At 51.0% G+C, this 16,102-nt stretch carries 14 protein-coding genes; 2 read left to right on the top strand and 12 right to left on the bottom strand.

Annotation, left to right across the window (positions count from 1 at the left end; translation table 11 throughout):
* Window positions 1-252: 252 nt before the first annotated feature.
* The 10 genes from FC99_RS05730 to FC99_RS05690 form a co-directional block, all read right to left on the bottom strand.
* Window positions 253-1,656, bottom strand: coding sequence for an amino acid permease (locus FC99_RS05730; RefSeq protein ID WP_048732034.1), 1,404 nt, complete (start codon window positions 1,654-1,656; stop codon window positions 253-255).
* 226 nt (window positions 1,657-1,882) lie between these two features.
* Window positions 1,883-3,079, bottom strand: a complete 1,197-nt coding sequence (locus FC99_RS05725; protein ID WP_048732036.1) for an acetate/propionate family kinase — start codon at window positions 3,077-3,079, stop codon at window positions 1,883-1,885.
* A 17-nt stretch (window positions 3,080-3,096) separates the two neighbouring features.
* Window positions 3,097-4,116 (bottom strand): class I SAM-dependent methyltransferase, encoded by a 1,020-nt coding sequence (locus tag FC99_RS05720; RefSeq protein WP_048732038.1) that lies wholly within the window; start codon window positions 4,114-4,116, stop codon window positions 3,097-3,099.
* Window positions 4,117-4,402: 286 nt separating this feature from the next.
* Window positions 4,403-4,777 (bottom strand): competence protein ComGF, encoded by a 375-nt coding sequence (locus FC99_RS05715; RefSeq protein ID WP_235805868.1) that lies wholly within the window; start codon window positions 4,775-4,777, stop codon window positions 4,403-4,405.
* A 71-nt stretch (window positions 4,778-4,848) separates the two neighbouring features.
* Window positions 4,849-5,055, bottom strand: a complete 207-nt coding sequence (locus FC99_RS13600; RefSeq protein WP_156166870.1) for a type IV pilus modification PilV family protein — start codon at window positions 5,053-5,055, stop codon at window positions 4,849-4,851.
* Window positions 5,006-5,470, bottom strand: coding sequence for a type II secretion system protein (locus FC99_RS05710; protein ID WP_156166871.1), 465 nt, complete (start codon window positions 5,468-5,470; stop codon window positions 5,006-5,008). The genes FC99_RS13600 and FC99_RS05710 overlap by 50 nt, the downstream gene beginning before the upstream one ends.
* Window positions 5,460-5,783: a prepilin-type N-terminal cleavage/methylation domain-containing protein gene (locus FC99_RS05705; protein WP_048732044.1), complete on the bottom strand. Its 324-nt coding sequence runs from the start codon at window positions 5,781-5,783 to the stop codon at window positions 5,460-5,462. Before FC99_RS05705 ends, FC99_RS05710 begins: the two co-directional genes overlap by 11 nt.
* Window positions 5,783-6,763, bottom strand: a complete 981-nt coding sequence (locus FC99_RS05700; RefSeq protein WP_048732046.1) for a type II secretion system F family protein — start codon at window positions 6,761-6,763, stop codon at window positions 5,783-5,785. Before FC99_RS05700 ends, FC99_RS05705 begins: the two co-directional genes overlap by 1 nt.
* A gap of 7 nt (window positions 6,764-6,770) precedes the next feature.
* Window positions 6,771-7,739 (bottom strand): competence type IV pilus ATPase ComGA, encoded by a 969-nt coding sequence (gene comGA, locus FC99_RS05695; RefSeq protein ID WP_048732048.1) that lies wholly within the window; start codon window positions 7,737-7,739, stop codon window positions 6,771-6,773.
* Between the two features lie 118 nt (window positions 7,740-7,857).
* Complete coding sequence (locus FC99_RS05690) at window positions 7,858-8,595, bottom strand: YebC/PmpR family DNA-binding transcriptional regulator (protein WP_048732049.1); 738 nt, start codon at window positions 8,593-8,595, stop codon at window positions 7,858-7,860.
* 279 nt (window positions 8,596-8,874) lie between these two features.
* Here FC99_RS05690 and FC99_RS05685 point away from each other — a divergent pair, with 279 nt between their 5' ends.
* Together FC99_RS05685 and FC99_RS05680 are read left to right on the top strand one after the other, a co-directional pair.
* Window positions 8,875-10,353 (top strand): ABC transporter substrate-binding protein/permease, encoded by a 1,479-nt coding sequence (locus FC99_RS05685; RefSeq protein ID WP_048732050.1) that lies wholly within the window; start codon window positions 8,875-8,877, stop codon window positions 10,351-10,353.
* A complete protein-coding gene (locus FC99_RS05680) occupies window positions 10,346-11,086 on the top strand; it encodes an amino acid ABC transporter ATP-binding protein (protein ID WP_048732051.1) in 741 nt (246 codons plus the stop codon). Before FC99_RS05685 ends, FC99_RS05680 begins: the two co-directional genes overlap by 8 nt.
* Window positions 11,087-11,167: 81 nt before the next feature.
* Here the strand turns inward: FC99_RS05680 and FC99_RS05675 are convergent, their stop codons facing one another.
* Window positions 11,168-14,608: a leucine-rich repeat protein gene (locus FC99_RS05675; RefSeq protein ID WP_048732052.1), complete on the bottom strand. Its 3,441-nt coding sequence runs from the start codon at window positions 14,606-14,608 to the stop codon at window positions 11,168-11,170.
* Window positions 14,609-15,112: 504 nt separating this feature from the next.
* Window positions 15,113-15,934: a hypothetical protein gene (locus tag FC99_RS05670; RefSeq protein WP_048732054.1), complete on the bottom strand. Its 822-nt coding sequence runs from the start codon at window positions 15,932-15,934 to the stop codon at window positions 15,113-15,115.
* Window positions 15,935-16,102: the final 168 nt, after the last annotated feature.

The following is a 16,102-nucleotide window of genomic DNA, read 5'->3' as shown; positions in this document are numbered from 1 at the left end:
AAGCCGAGAGGTCGGCAGATATGGGCTCAGGCGCGTCGTTCTACTTGGTCGGCGTTCTTTGCCGGCTTAGTAGAAAACCAAGCTTGGAGACTCAGCTCTTTCGAGGCTTCAAGTTGTGTTCACACCGATCCAGCCCATATCTGCCGGCCGGTAAGGCGAAGGATCCACCAAGTTGCCTAGTTTTGGCCCCACTGTTGTTGCTAGAACGGGCATGATTGGTGTTTTAGAACTTTCAGCCTTTAGCTATTTAGACTATCGTTGATTCTCGGAGCCGATGGCAGCGGCCGTCCGGCGATCCTTTAGATACTTGCCGGCGCTTAAGGCGATTAGCCACAGAACTGACCCCATCAGGGCAATCAGCGTGTCCACTCTGAAGAGCAAGACTGCGGCAACCATTATCAAGAACAGTAAGATGGCGTAGTCACTCAACGGGAAGAACGGCATATGGAACCCGTGATCCGTTGCATTTGGTAACGTAGCTTGCTGGCGCTTGTACTTCAAGTGAGCAATCACGATCAGTCCCCAGATAAAGAGGAAGCAGGTCGTCGCCACGCTGGAAACGAACGCGAACACGTGACCCGGAATGATAAAGTTCAAGAAGACCGAAACGGCAATGACTAACGTTGAGAACCGCAGTGCCGAAACGGGAACTTGCGCCCGGGATAATTTACCCATGTGCTTTGCAAAACGACCCTCGCCACGATACGTCAGTGAAAACAGCATCCGTCCCGTTGTGAAGAGCGAACTGTTGCAGGCCGAGGCGGCCGCCGTCAAGACGACGAAGTTAATGACCGCCGCCGCAGACTGGATACCAACGTTCTTAAAGACCTGAACGAAGGGACTGCTGGTCGGTGAAACGGCTTGCCAAGGATAGATGCACATTAAGGCGAGTAAGGACCCCAAGTAGAACAGGATGATCCGCATTGGGATCTCGTTGATGGCCTTAGGGATCACCTTGTTGGGATCGGCCGTTTCAGACGCGGTCATCCCCACCATTTCGATGCCGACGAAACTAAAGAGAACCATCTGGAACGATAAGAAGAAACCTTTAGCACCGTTCGCAAAGAAGCCACCACTTGCTAGATTAGCCACACTGGCATGGCCGGCCGGCGTTGGAAAGTGAACGACCGCCATGTAGGCCCCAGCTAAGATTAAAGCGATGATCGCCACGATCTTAATGATGGCAAACCAGAATTCGGTTTCCCCAAAGGCTTTGACCGTCACGGAGTTCAGCGTGAGCAGAATACCCAGTAAAACCAGTGCCGTGACCCATTGCGGCAACTGGGGGAACCAGAACTGCATGTATTGACCAGCCGCCGTGACTTCTGCCATGGCAATCGTGATCCAGCAGACCCAGTAGGTCCAGCCGGCGACGAAGCTCATATTGTCGCCCAAGTACCGTTGAATAAAATCAATGTAAGAGTGAACATTTAAGTCGGACAGTAATAGTTCGCCCAGTGCCCGCATAAGCAGGAAACACATGATGCCCGTAATTAGGTAAGCCAATAAAATAGATGGGCCTGCTAAGTGAATCGATTGGCCAGCACCTAAGAAGAGTCCGGTCCCGATTGTACCCCCAAGTGCAATCAGCTGGACGTGGCGACTCTTCAACCCGCGGGATAATTCTTGGTTGTTATTTGGTTGACTTTCTTTCATCTTAATCTCCCCTTTGTTGAAATTCATTATACTCGCCATGCCCCGGAATGCTAGTTCCAACGCTGGTTAGTTTGCCAAACTAAGCAGCTTGAAACAGCACGGTTGTCACATTTAATTCACCTATCGAAAATTAAGATGAAATATATTCAACTAAAGAATTCTCATAGCGACGACAAAAAAGCAGCCCCCGCTACTTGCGGTAGAGACTGCTTCAGAAAACAAATTTTTACTTGTCTTGACGTAACCGTTCGATGTCCCGAACAATCATTAACTCTTCGTCGGTAGGAATCAGTAAGGTCTTGATCTTTGAGCCTTCAACACTCAAATCACGTTCAACCCCACGAATGTCGTTCTTTTCAGGATCGACACCGATACCGAAGTAGGACAGCTTGTCAGCAACTTCTTGGCGGATCATAATGTCGTTTTCACCCACACCGGCAGTGAAGACGATGGCGTCAGCGCCACCCAATTCAGCCAGGTAAGACCCAACGTAACGAACGATTCGGTTGATGAACATGTCACGGGCTAACTTAGCCCGTGGATTCTTAGCTTGGACCTTTTCCAAGTCACGCATGTCCGCAGACACACCTGAAACCCCGATTAAACCAGACTTCTTGTTTAAGATATTGATCATGTCGTTAGGCTTATCGATGTTGAGCTTCTCCATCAGGTAAGCAACCAATGAAGCATCAATGTCACCAGAACGGGTTGCCATTTCGATACCAGCCAGTGGCGTGAAGCCCATGGAAGTGTCAAATGACTTGCCATCCTTGATTGCAGTAATTGATCCACCAGCACCCAGGTGCATCGTGATCAGCTTCAAATCCTTCAATGGCTTACCCAACATAGCAGCGGCCCGGCCAGCAACATAACGGTGGCTCGTCCCATGGGCACCATACTTACGCGCACCATACTTTTCGTAGTATTCGTAAGGGATCGCGTACATGTAGTTTTCTTGTGGCATAGACGTGTGGAAGGACGTGTCAAAAACAGCCACACTCAAGACGTTAGGTAAAATCTTCTTGAATGCTTCGATCCCCAATGCAGCAGCTGGGTTGTGTAATGGCGCGTATTCGGATAGGTCCTTGATCTTTTGGAGAACGTCATCGTCAATGATGGCGGAGTCCTTAAATTCTTGACCCCCGGCAACGACCCGGTGACCAATACCAGTGATTTCATTGAAGTCAGTGATGATCTTCAACTCAGTCAATTGGTTCAGCATCAATTGGATAGCGGCACTGTGGTCGTTAACGTCTTCGTGCGTTTCGTACTTTTGACCGTTATCATACTTGATTTCGACCAATGAGTTACCCAAACCGATTCGGTCAATGGCCCCTTCGGCGATGACCTCTTCTTCAGGCATTTGGAATAACTTGAACTTTAACGTAGAGCTACCGGCGTTAATTGCTAATGATTTTCCCATGTGGTTTTTTTCTCCTTTTATGCGCGGTCCGTCAGTAGGTTTTGTTCTTCCCATTGAACGATTTCCGCAACAAACTTTTGAAACGCTGATTGATTCTTAAATGAAGGGAACTCTCCCAACATCACTTGTTCGACTTGCTTAGCCCCAGCACCCGGCTTCTGTAAAATCAGAATGGCCTTTTGAGCGTTGGCGTTCATGAAAAGCTCACTCGGTAAGTTCAACAAGCCTTGGAAATAGGCATTGGTCGGCAACCACTTCAACAGGCCCTTCGCCTCTTCCGTCTGAAAGAGTTGAGAAGGAACCAAGAATACCCCGATACCACCCGGGGTCAGTTGATTCACGGCCTGTTCTAACAACAGATGATGCACAAACGAATGACCACTAGCCGCGCGGGTTTGATAGTTAGCGGCGTTCTCGTCAACCGGATAATACCCAATTGGCAAGTCCGCCACGATCAAATCACTTGCTGGCACCAGTAACCGTTCCAGCGCATCCTGATGAATCAGCTCGACGGGGAGCCGTTGCAAATCACTTGACGTCTGAGCAATGGCCAACAACGTGTCGTCATTATCCACTCCGTACGCATCGATTTTACCAGCAACGACTTCCTTTAGCTGTGATAACACTGCCGTTAGCAAATTACCCGTCCCTACCGTAAGATCCAATAGGGTCAGATGTGACTTGCCCTTTTCCAGCCGAGTTACCAAGTAGCCCATGATGTAGGCAATCGTATCCGGCGTCAACTGGTGGTTCGCTTGAATCTCGTCAACGCGAATCGCTTTGAGCATCACTAATTGAACTGCTCGTCGCACCGTCTCGGCATCGAAGCCTTGCCAATCGACTTGGGCATACAAATCGCTCAGTTGGGCCACAATCTTGTCGTCGGGACGACCGTCTTCCACCTGGACCTGACCATTGAGCAAGTTGTCCCCAGTCTCAATAAACGCATCTAGGTAAGATGTCTTTAGCGCTGCTTGTAAGGTCGTTGTTGACTCATCTAAGACCTTAAATAGCGCTTCAGTCTGTTCTTGTGACAGCGCGCTTCGCCTCCTTGTGAAATTCCATGGTACTTGTATCCGCTATCTATACTACCGATTTTTCTGGACTTATTCAAGCAACTTTATGGTTAATCCCCGGCTGATCCTAAGGCTGATCACCAACTAGACCACTTGTATCGTGTCCGAATTTCTCTTTGAACCCGTCGCGTTGAGGTTCGATAATCGTTGGTCAATGCCGTTGTCGTCTCCCGTTGCCCGACCTGCCCCACCAAAACCAACGTCAATAACAGACTCACACTCGTTAGAAATAAAAGAGCCCATAAGGTTAAGAACCCTTGACGCCGCGTAAGTCGACTAGCGTTTCTCGCCATGGTAAATTCTCCTGTTTGAGTCTAAGCTTGACGACGCCATGCCCCAAATCTTGCCAGTGAATCGCCGTCACCTGCCTAAGTAGTGGGTAATACCCCTGGATGCCATGGTTTACCGATACCGCCGCCATTTTTAATACCCCCTTCTTATCCATTAATACTTTCATTTCACGTTGCTTTCCTCGTTGATCATGATCCTTAATGACCAAAACATCCCCAGCGGTCCTGACCAATTGATACTTACCTGGCCGCTCCAACACCTGGATTGCCTGTAGCCACGCCAAAGGATCTTGCTGCACGCCGCGAGTCAACGTTCGATTAGTCCCAGACACTAGTAAAAACATTCCCGCCGTAAGTATCAGGGCGAACAGGGTCTCAATAAGCGTAAATCCTTGGCGACTAGTCATTGCTGCTCCAACCAGCGCTCCAGTGTTTGATCGTGCTGTCGGCGGGCAGCCAACAACGCGTGCGTTTGCCGCAGCGTCTGTTTCTGGGTTGCCATCAAGACCTGCTGTACCATGATCACGGTCAACGCCACAATGCTTAGGGCGATGAGCGCGTCAGGGAGCGTCCACCCAGAACGGCCGCCGATATGGGTCATTCTCAACATTAAAGATCACACCTCCCATTTGAAATGTCTGATAAATCCATCGCTTGTCAACATGGCTATACCATTCTAACGTTCGTCCCTGAGCGACGCCTGCTGCATCAATGTTACCATCCGTACCATTCATGTTAATGAGCTCTAATGACTGCGGAATCTCTAGGTATTTCAGCCGTCGATGCTCATGATAGAGCGCAACAAAGTGCTGCTGGGCATTAATGCTGACGTTGACCGTTGTGTGATGGGTCATCGCCCACTGACGGCCAGCCGTCCACATCTGTTGCCAGACCGGCCAAAAGGTTCGTTCAACGACCAATTGATGTTGCTGGGAAGATTTAAATCCCACTAATATCGTCAGTCCGGTCACCATCATTAGGACGAGCAGGGTCTCATAGAGCGTAAAGCCTCGTCTACTGCCCATCTTTGACCTGTTTCACTTCATTCTTATCGATGACGAGTCCCTCCGCCTTAGCGCTCTTGACCTGATCAGCGGTCAGATATTTCCCAGTCAACTTGGCATAGGTCACATTGGGCGTCACGTGGTTCGTGGCGACATAATCGTCGATATACGCCGTGACCTGTCCCTGAACGACCGTGGTCATTGCCCCTCGGTGAATCCCCTGGGCACGTTGGCGTTGGCCATTCAAGTTCGGCAAAATGATCAGGACTAACAGTGAAATAATAAATAGAACAATCGTCATTTCAATCAGTGTGAAGCCTTGTCGTCTATGCATTATGTGACCCCCTGTAGAAGATTGTGATACATCGGCAACAGCAGACTTAAATAAGCTCCCACGATCAGTAGGGCCACGATACCGAGTAATAAGGGCTGGACAATGGCTAGCCCTTGCTCACTACGACGAACCAGTTCTTGATACTGTAAGCGACTATACGCCGTCAACTCCCGCCCCAGCTGCGTTGTCGTACTCCCCTTTTGTAAGAAAACAATGACCTGCAGGGGAATATAGGGCTGGTGTCGTAGCCAACCGATCGGCGAATCTCCCGCCGATAAGCGCTGGGTCAACACTGCCGCCAGTTGATGTAGGAGTGCTTGCTCTGGTAGCTGTTCTAACACGCACAGCATCTGCTTGACGCTGAGACCGCTGCGCACCATCTGACTCAGGTTAAGCGTTAAATAGTACGCGTAGTAGGCCCGAAAGAGGTGTCCCACCACCGGCCAATGCAACACCCACTTGGCCCGCAACAGACTCGATTGACGGTACCACCAGCGCCAACCTAACGTGCCAATCACGACCATTAATAGACCACCCCCCACCATGAGATAGGTTCGCCAACCATTAGTTAGCACGCCGCCATGGCCCAGTTCCTGTTGTAACTGTGGCAAGATCACCACCCGTAACGTCACAAACACCAGCGCCATACTGGCCAGCAATCCCACTGGATAAACAAGCAACTGGTGAAGTCGCCGACGTTGCGTCGCCATCAATTGTAAGAGTGTGGCCGCTTGGTCGAGAGCCGGCGCCAGTTCACCATATCTCGTCATCAGTTTTAGCTGAAAATAGACGTTGGCCTGAAGATATGGTGCCACTACCCCCACAAAATCTGCCCCGGCAGCCAAGCGACGCTCCAAATCAACCACTTCATTTGGCAAACCATTAGCGACGACACAAATAAAATGGACCGCCTGTTTTAACGAAAAGCCACTCTGCAATTGATCCGCTAAGAGGCGGCAAAACTGCGCCTGTTGAGCCAAGGTCCACCTATCCCGCCTGAAAATGCCGTTGCGTTTTAACCGTAATCGTTCCCGCACGAACTGCTTCATCAAGTGCCTGTCGCCACCCTTCCGTTGTCTGACTGGCCGCATCCCAAATCGTTTTCTCGGTTAGAATATCCAATAACACGGCAGGTGGTTGCGCCATCCGTGGAATCAATCGCTGATAACAGGCCGCCGTTAAGACCTGCTGGAGCTGCTGTAGTGAGACCCCCAGTTCGGTCAGTCGTGCCACTGTTCCCGCCGCACTCCGCGCATGAACGGTCGTCAAGACCAGGTGCCCACTCAGTGCCGCGCGGACCGCCGCTTGGGCCGTCACTTGATCACGGATCTCGCCAATAATGAAGACATCCGGACGATGGCGTAACCCCACCTTGATCAAGTCGGCATAGGTCATCCCCGCTGCCGGATTGACCTGTAACTGGATAAATCGGGCCTCCTTGATCTCAACGGGGTCCTCAATCGTCAACACTAAGGCCGTCGCACTCAACCGGCTCGCCGTAGCGTACATGGTCGTGGTCTTGCCGGCGCCAGTCGGTCCCGCGAACACCATAAGTCCCCGCTGTCCCGCCAATTGAGTCAAAATCGTCGCTTGCTGGGGCACCAAATAGGCGGTTTGCGTTGCCGTATACGGATAGATCAGTCGAATCACCAAGGATTCTTGACCAGCATAGTCGCCCACCGTAGAGAATCGCAGCTCTACTGGCAACTGCTCGTGCGTCCAAGTCAACGCCCCCACCTGCGGCCGCCGGTTCTCACTAACGGCCATATCCGCATGAAATTTAAAATAAGTCATCACCTGAAGTCCCGTTACCAACGGGACCGTTTCCCAGACAGATACGGTCTGTAGCCGTCTAAAACGAATCTGGTACCCCGCTTGATGCGGCACCACATAAATGTCACTGACCTGCTGATCGATTGCTTGTGCTAACAATTTTTCAATGAATGGTTTAATCACCGTCGCTACCTCCCGCGTCGCTTTAAGTTAACTCCGTAAAAGAACGCCGGATATTTTATTTTTTTCAAAAAAAAGCAAAAAAAAAGAAGACCCCCGCAGGAATCTTCTTTCAGAACTACTATTCAACGTTTTCAGGTAAAACGGCAGCTTCATAAATATCGGAAACGTCATCGTTGTCTTCAAGTTCTTCAATCAGGCCTTGGTATTGAGAAGCCTTGGCTTCTGGTACTTCAGTCGTGTTTTGTGGGAACATCCGAACTTCAGCAGTATCTAACTTGTAACCCTTAGCTTGTAAGGCGTCACGCGTACTGATTTCACTAGTTGAGTCCGTGTAGATTTTGAATTCGTCGTCCGTGGTTTCCATGTCGTCCGCCCCGGCGTCTAAAGCATCCATCAACATCGTATCTTCATCCGTATCCAAGCCATCACGTAAGATTACAATGTAACCCTTCCGATCAAACATGTAAGAAACGGAACCTGCTGCACCTAATGCGCCACCATGATGCGTGAAGGCAGAACGAACAGCCGCAGCCGTCCGGTTCTTGTTATCCGTTAAGGCAGCAACCATGATCGCTGTCCCGGCTGGACCGTAGCCTTCGTAGGTAATTTCTTCGAACTTGGCGCCACCAAGACCAGAAGCTTTATCCAAAGCCCGCTTGATGTTGTCTTTAGGCATGTTAGCTGCCCGCGCCTTGTCCATTTCCAAACGAAGTTGAGGGTTACCGTCGGGATCAGGACCACCTGCTTTTGCAGCTTGGTACAAATCACGTGAGATTTTTTGGAAGATTTTTCCACGTTTTGCATCCTGAGCATTTTTCCGGCCCTGGATGTTATGCCATTTAGAATGTCCTGACATCGTAACTCCTCTTTTCTAAAATTTTTTAGATATCCGTATAAAACAGACACTATACATGTTAGCACTTACTTTCAATTCATTCAATTAGCAAGCTTGAAAATTCTCTTATTCATCATAAAATGTATATTAATTACACCAGTTACCATGTACCAAGGGATTTAGCCACTGTTTATTCGAATATTTTATGTATAAAATGGCGTTTTTTAAAATAATCCTTGTATAAATACACAACTGCCACTATAATCAAGGACAACAACTTATATATAGAGGAGTCAGGATATGAAAAAGAGATTGGTATTATTCTTCGCGCTCGTGTTAGCGCTGGTCACCGGGTTCACCGCAATGACCACCACGACGGCCAACGCCGCCACTGACACATCGCTGTCGAAGGTTCAGAAGAAAGGGACGTTGGTCATGGGGACCTCGCCCGATTACCCCCCTTACGAATTCCAAGCTACGGTCCACGGCAAGACGAAAATCGTCGGTATGGACGTGGCCGTTGGGGAAAAGATTGCCAAGGACATGGGCGTTAAGTTAGTCGTCAAATCCATGTCCTTTGATTCCCTGCTGGTCGCCCTGCAAACGGGTAAGGTCGACATGGTCATCTCCGGGATGAACCCAACGCCGGCCCGGAGAAAGAACGTTGACTTCACGCATACCTACTATCAAGGTGGGTACAGTATCGTTATCAATAAGAGTGACAAGGGTATTTATAAGAACAAAGATTCCTTCGTCAACAAGACTATCGGTGCTCAGACCGGGTCGACCATGTATAACGAATCCAAGAAACAAACGAGTGGGACGACCGTTAAGGGAATGACCTCCGTGTCCGACCTGATTCTAGCCCTCCAGAGTCACAAGATTCAAGGGGTTGCTATGGAAAAGCCTTCCGCCCAAGCCTACGTGGCGAACAACAAGGAATTGGCTGCTATCCCTAGTGACTTCAACCTGAGCGCTTCCGACACCAGTGCTTCCGTGGCCTTCAAGAAGGGCTCAACTGCCCTGGTTGCCGCCGCTAACAAGTCCGTTGACCAAATCAAGAAACAAAACTTGGTCAACAAGACATACCTCCCCGCCGCCGGGAAATACCTTAAGACTAACACCGTCAATACCAGCATGTTCCACTACTGGAAAGCCTTCCTGACGGGGATTGAATACACATTGATTATCACCGTTTGTTCCGTCTTCTTCGGTTTCATCATCGGGGTCATCTTGGCCCTTGCGCGGATGAGTCAAGGTGGCGCCATCAAGACTGGTTTGCGTTGGTTAGCTACCGCCTACGTTGAATTTATCCGGGGCACGCCAATGATGGTTCAAGTTATGTTCGTTTACTTCGGGCTGGGCTTGATCGTTAACCTCCCCGCATTAACTTCCGGGATCATTGCAATCTCGCTGAATTCCGGGGCTTACGTTGCCGAATACATCCGTGGTGGGATCAACTCCGTGGATGACGGCCAAACGGAAGCCGCTAGAAGCTTGGGGATGTCCAGTGGAAAGACCATGCGTTTCGTCGTTTTACCACAGGCCCTCAAGAATATCTGGCCATCACTTGGAAATGAATTTATTACCTTGATCAAGGACAGTTCCATCGTCTCCATCATCGGGGTCTCCGAATTAATCTTCCAAAGCAACATCGTTCGTTCCGACACTTACCGAGGCGTGGCTCCTATCGCCGTCATCATGGTGCTCTACTTCATCTTGACGTTTACCGCTTCTCGGATTCTGAACTACTTCGAAAGGAGAATGCAACATGACTAAACCAATCATCGAGGTTAAAAATCTCGCGAAAAACTTCGGCAAAAATGAAGTCTTAAAGGATATCACGGAACAAGTCGACCCCGGACAAGTCATCGTTGTCATTGGCCCTTCCGGCGGTGGGAAAAGTACGTTCTTACGTTGCCTCAACCTCTTGGAAACCCCAACGAGCGGCGAAGTTGACTTTGACGGTGAAAATTTGACCACTCTGGATACCAAGCGCGTCAACGAGCTTAGAGAAGAAATGGGTATGGTGTTCCAAGGCTTCAACCTCTTCCCGAACATGACCGTGCTGGAAAATATCAAATTGGCCCCAATGAAGGTCAAGGGTATCGACGACGCAGCAGCTACCAAGCGGGCTCACGAACTCCTGAAGCAAGTCAACCTAGATGACCATGCTGACGCCTTCCCTAGTAGCCTCTCCGGTGGTCAAGCACAACGGGTCGCCATTGCTCGCGCCTTAGCAATGGATCCTAAAGTCATGCTGTTTGACGAACCCACCTCAGCCCTTGACCCCGAAATGGTCGGTGAAGTGCTGAACGTGATGCAAGAGCTGGCCAACCAAGGAATGACGATGGTCGTGGTAACCCATGAAATGGGCTTCGCCAAGTCCGTTGCCGACCGCGTCTGGTTCATGGCTGATGGCTATATTCAAGAAAACAACACGCCAGAAGCCTTCTTCGGCAATCCCCAAACGGAACGGGCACAAGACTTCCTTTCCAAGATCCTCATGTAATATTTTAATCTCAAAAGGCATCACCCACGAGTCCTCAATTGGACTTACCGGGTGGTGCCTTTTTCTCTTTCTCAATTTGACTTAGTCACGGCGCCGGCGAAATCCTAGTACACTCAGAATTCCTAACAGAACGCCTACTATTGACCAACTTGCCGTGGACTTTTCTCCCGTCTGCGGCAAAGCTGTTTGCCTTACGGACTGAGGTAAACGTTGTTGCGTGGCCGTTGGTGTCGTCTTTTCCTTTAGTCGCGTAACTCTATCAGGTTGCGTTCCCTTCACTGCCAAATCCTTAGCGCTCGCCCGCACGACTGTTTGCTGCTTAGCCGGCGACTTCTTGCCAGTGACGCGGTCAACCGCGACGTGAAGTGTTTCTGGTTGACCGGACTTTTTGGTAGTAGCGGGTACAGCGACATCCCCCGTTACCGTGTGGGTCTCACCGGTCCGATCAGGTGCACTAGAACTAGCTGGCGCCATCGCACTGTCTGCCGCACTACCTGGCTGTACCACTGCCGGCGCCGGGTCAACTGCTACCGCCGACTCACTCGTTGAAGCTGAGCTAGAAGCTGGCTTAGCGGCGGTTGACGCCGAACTAGTGGCTGATGATGCGACACTCGTTACCATACTAGTTGCGGAGCTCGTTGCTGTGCTGGCCGCTGAACTCGGTTTAGTCGGCATTGCGGAGCTTGAAGACACTGCCGCGCTTGACGCTGGCGATGCGGAACTCGTTGCTGAACTCGGCTCAGCGGACGTTGCGGAGCTCGAGGACACCGCTGCGCTTGACGCTGGTGCTGACGAGCTTGTTGCTGCACTGGCCGCGGAACTCGGTTTAGTCGGCGTTGCGGAGCTTGAAGACACTGCCGCGCTTGACGCTGGCGCTGCGGAACTCGTTGCTACACTAGCCGCGGAACTCGGCTCAGTGGGCGTTGAAGAACTCGAAGCCACCGCTGCACTTGACGCTGGTGCTACCGAACTTGTTGCCACACTGGCCGCGGAACTCGACGCTATTGCCCCACTGGCAGCAGATGATTGCAATGGGGGCGTCACTGGCGTCGGCGTAATGGTTAATACGCCATTGATCACCGTCACGGCATAATCAGGATTGGCTCCTAAGGCTACCGTAATGGGATACGTCCCCACCGCTTCTCCATCCACACGCTGGACGGTATAGTTTAGCGGCACACCATTAGCTGGGAGACCGCTTACATTGACAGTCAACAGTGGTTCAGTGGCCCCAGCTACCTCGGTTTCATTGCTAACAGTGAGTGTGACTGGTGCTGGAACAACCTGTAAGCTCCCCTGACCACTCAACGTCCAGTTATAGATATTTGACTCGGGTAAAGCCTGTAAATGAGCAATTCCAGCCGTCGTCAGTGTTACTGGGTAAGTTCCCACAGCGGCCGTGGCCGCCGTGGTTAGATCACCAAGTTGTGGCGTATACGTCTGCCCATCAGGCAACTCAACTTGATAATCCGTTGGCACCAGTGTTGGCTGCTGACCGGTGTAAACGACTTGTGGCGCACCAACTAACTGATACGTTCCCGACCGTTTCGTAACCGTCACTGTAACCGTGCTACTAGCATCCTGATAACTGTAGGTAATCGGGTACGTCCCGACAACCGCCGTATTCACGGTGCCCGTGACCGTCACTGCACTTAGTGGGACTGCCGAATGGTCAGGCGCAGTGGCACTGACGAAATTATCGGCCGGTTGCCAAGCGCTTCCCGCTAGCACCGTTGAATTGATGGCCTTGATCGCCGGATTGCTTAAATCCACCGTTGCCTGACCGGCATAGACAATCGCGCCATCAGTATTTGCTAACGACCAGTTGAATGTGAAACTCGTTTGCCCCGGTGTCACCGTGAATTGCCCATTTTGATATGTGGCATTAGTCACATCCGAGACCGTCACATCGGCCGGCGTCAGTTGCCCTAATTTCACAGTTAAAAGGTCCGCTAACGTTAACTCATGGGGATCGGCGAAGATCGTCACAAATTGATTTTGTGCTAACCCTGGCAGCGTTGGTCCGGTAATCTGTGCCAACTGATTGCTGCCAAAGACGTCGTTACCCAAGTTCTGTAAGGCGCCGTCCAAATTCAATGTGGTCACGTGATTACCGGCAAACGCTAGGTCTCCCAACGTCTGCACACTAGCGGGTAACGTCAACGCTCCCGTGATGCCAGCATACTCAAACGCGCCATCCCCAATCGCAATCAGTTGTGTGGCACGACTCAAATGCAGTGTGGTTAACCCGCCGTCATAGGTGAAGGCATTGTTGCCAATGGTTAACACGTCATCCCCCAGTGTGACCGCTTGTAAACTTTGATCGGATAGAAAAGCTTGGTCTCCAATCGTCTGCACGCTATCCGGCAAGGTCAACGATTTGAGCGCGGTGTCATACATGAACGCCGAATTCTCAATCGTTGCTAACTGACTAGTCGCCGCAAAATTCACGGTCGTCAACTGTTGGTCCGTCATAAATGCCCCCGCACCAATGTCTTGTACCGTGGCTGGAATGGTCAACGTCGTCAGGCCATCTCCGGCAAAGGCCTCACTGCCGATGGTCGCCAGGGCAGTCGCCGGCGCAAGGTCAACCGTTGTTAGATTGGAATCTTCCGAAAAGGCTCCCGTACCCAAACTAACCAAATTCGCCGGTAACTGTAAATTTGTAACCCCACCAACGTATTTAAACGCGTCACTCCCAATCGTCGTCACCTGACTTGGTAACGCAATCTGCGTCAACCCGGTGCCAACGAAAGCCTGACTCCCCACCGTCGTTAACGACTGATCAGCCGTAAAGTCAGCCGTTTTTAAATTGTCCAGGTAAGCAAACGCCGAGTCGCCAATCGTTTGTAACCCACTGTTAAAGACGACTCCCGTTAGGCCGGTGGTGAAGCCGGTCTGTGCCGCGAATGCTCCCGTGCCGATCGACGTGACTTGATAGGTCTTACCATTCGATACGTATGTTGATGGCAGGCGTAGTGTTCCACTGACAGCCTGATTGACCCCCATAATAGTCGCCGTACCGGTCGTCTCGTCCGTTTGCCAGTCAAATACCGCACTCGTCGTTGCGGATGCTGTCGATTCAGACGTTGCTGCTGTTGATCCGAGCGTGGCTGTTGCCGCGGAACTAGCTGCGGATGACTGACCACTAGTGGCGGCTGACGTCCCAGCAGTCGTAGTTTCCTGACTATTTTCCGCTGATGAGGACGTCACACCAGCGACTGAACTGGCCGCACTCGTCGCTGAAGCCGCTGAACTGGCGGGGACTGCGGCTTGACTAGCCGTGGACGCCACAGCTGGAGCCACAACCTGAGTCGCCGCACTGATTACCGTTAGCCCACTTGATGCTGGCGACGTTGCCGCTGCACTGCTAGCCGCACTCGCTGACGGAATCGTTGCGGCCTGCGCCCCTTCTATCGGCCCGGTGGCCAGTACCCCAATTCCAATTGCCGCCGTGGCAAACGCTAATGCCGCCCACTGCCGCTCGTTTCGCTGCATACTGGTTGTCTTTTTTTCTCGCATATTCTCTGACTCCCCCTCAAATACTGCCACGAGAGCTGTGTTTACCGCATGTAGACCCCAGTTCTCATTTTGCACGACACACTGCTTTAATCATGAAAAAAATTCAACCTTAGAACATTCACTTCGCACGTATTTTAGTCCCGAAGTCACTCAACACCACGAATTTCTAACTGGGGATCGGGGGTTAGGCCCTTAACATTACCATCGGGAATCAACTTTGAAAGTGGATTATCGTTAGCAGTCGTACGCGATGAACCCCCTTTAAAATGAGAGTGGACCAAAAGGCGGTTAGCTGACGAGCATTAAGGCTGATAACCGAATAATCCCGGGCTTGGATTGTTTGGTTATCAGGTTTAAGCGGAGTCAGCTGCCTTTTGGTCCACGTTTCAGCAATACAAAATTGGAGGTACCAAAAAGAGTCTGGAACCATTGTGTCCCAGACCCCACAAATTCTTAGTTTAACTTAGCTTTGTACCAGTTCATCCCAACAATCATCATTGCCGTTTAGTTTTTCCGAAATGTTCGGTGGCCGAGTAACACGACTAGGCCAATGACGAACTCCGCGCCGCCGGCAAAAATGACGACACCCAGGCCACTACGGATCACCGAAGTCAGGAGACTGGTAAGTGTTGTGGTCGTCGCTGTCACTACGGCTGGCGCAACCAAGAAGCCAACGACTCCAACGATTGCGGCCATGATTCCACCCAGAGTCAGCCCTGGCCCTAGGCTCCCAAAGAAGTGGTGCACACCAAAGGTATAGATGGTGGTGACCACCAGTAGGAGTAACGTTGCTACCAATAGCCAAAAATCAAGCCGCTGAGCGCGTTGAATCTTCCAACCGGCTGTCTGCATGGTCGGCGTCTGAAACGCTGCCACCGCCCTTTTTTCGGCCTGATTGGCAACCTTATTCACCAAAGTTGCACTGGCCGTCACGCCTAACGTTTGTGCTTGGGTCGTGATGGCAGTCGACAAGGCCGAACTGTCTGGCGTCGTGACACTCTGACCATATAGTTGCGCGATTCCCTGTTCCAAGTATGGTTGAATGACCGCCGCCGTGACCGGATCACCCGACACGCCTAAATTATCCAGATCACTATTCACATTGGCCATAACCTTTTCTCCCGTCGTGGAGCGTGAAACCACACCGGCAACATAGTTAGGGTTGAAAAGCGTTAGCCGCAAGCCAACGGCAACCGTCAACAGGAGAACCAGAAACGCTGCCCACCGACCTAAAGCTGGCCGCCGTTGATAATTGGTTGGGCTTGGCTGTTGTGGCTCTTCAGATTCTGCTGAATGGTACCTTTCCATTCGACTAGTCGTACGCATAAAACCACCTCCGTTACCCGTCATTCGTGACTTTCCAGCCTCATCTGACGTCTATTATTGTTCTTTATTTTAGCACATCTAAAATCCAGATGGGTTAAGCCCAGCTTAAGTTAATGGTCTAGGTCAAAAATCGAAAGATATGGGCTCAGGCGCGTCGTTCTGCTAAGC

It is taken from the genome of Levilactobacillus koreensis JCM 16448 (assembly GCF_001435525.1).
GTDB lineage: Bacteria > Bacillota > Bacilli > Lactobacillales > Lactobacillaceae > Levilactobacillus > Levilactobacillus koreensis.
The sequence above is the reverse complement of the archived record's forward strand: the minus strand, read 5'-3'. Positions and strand labels throughout refer to the sequence as shown.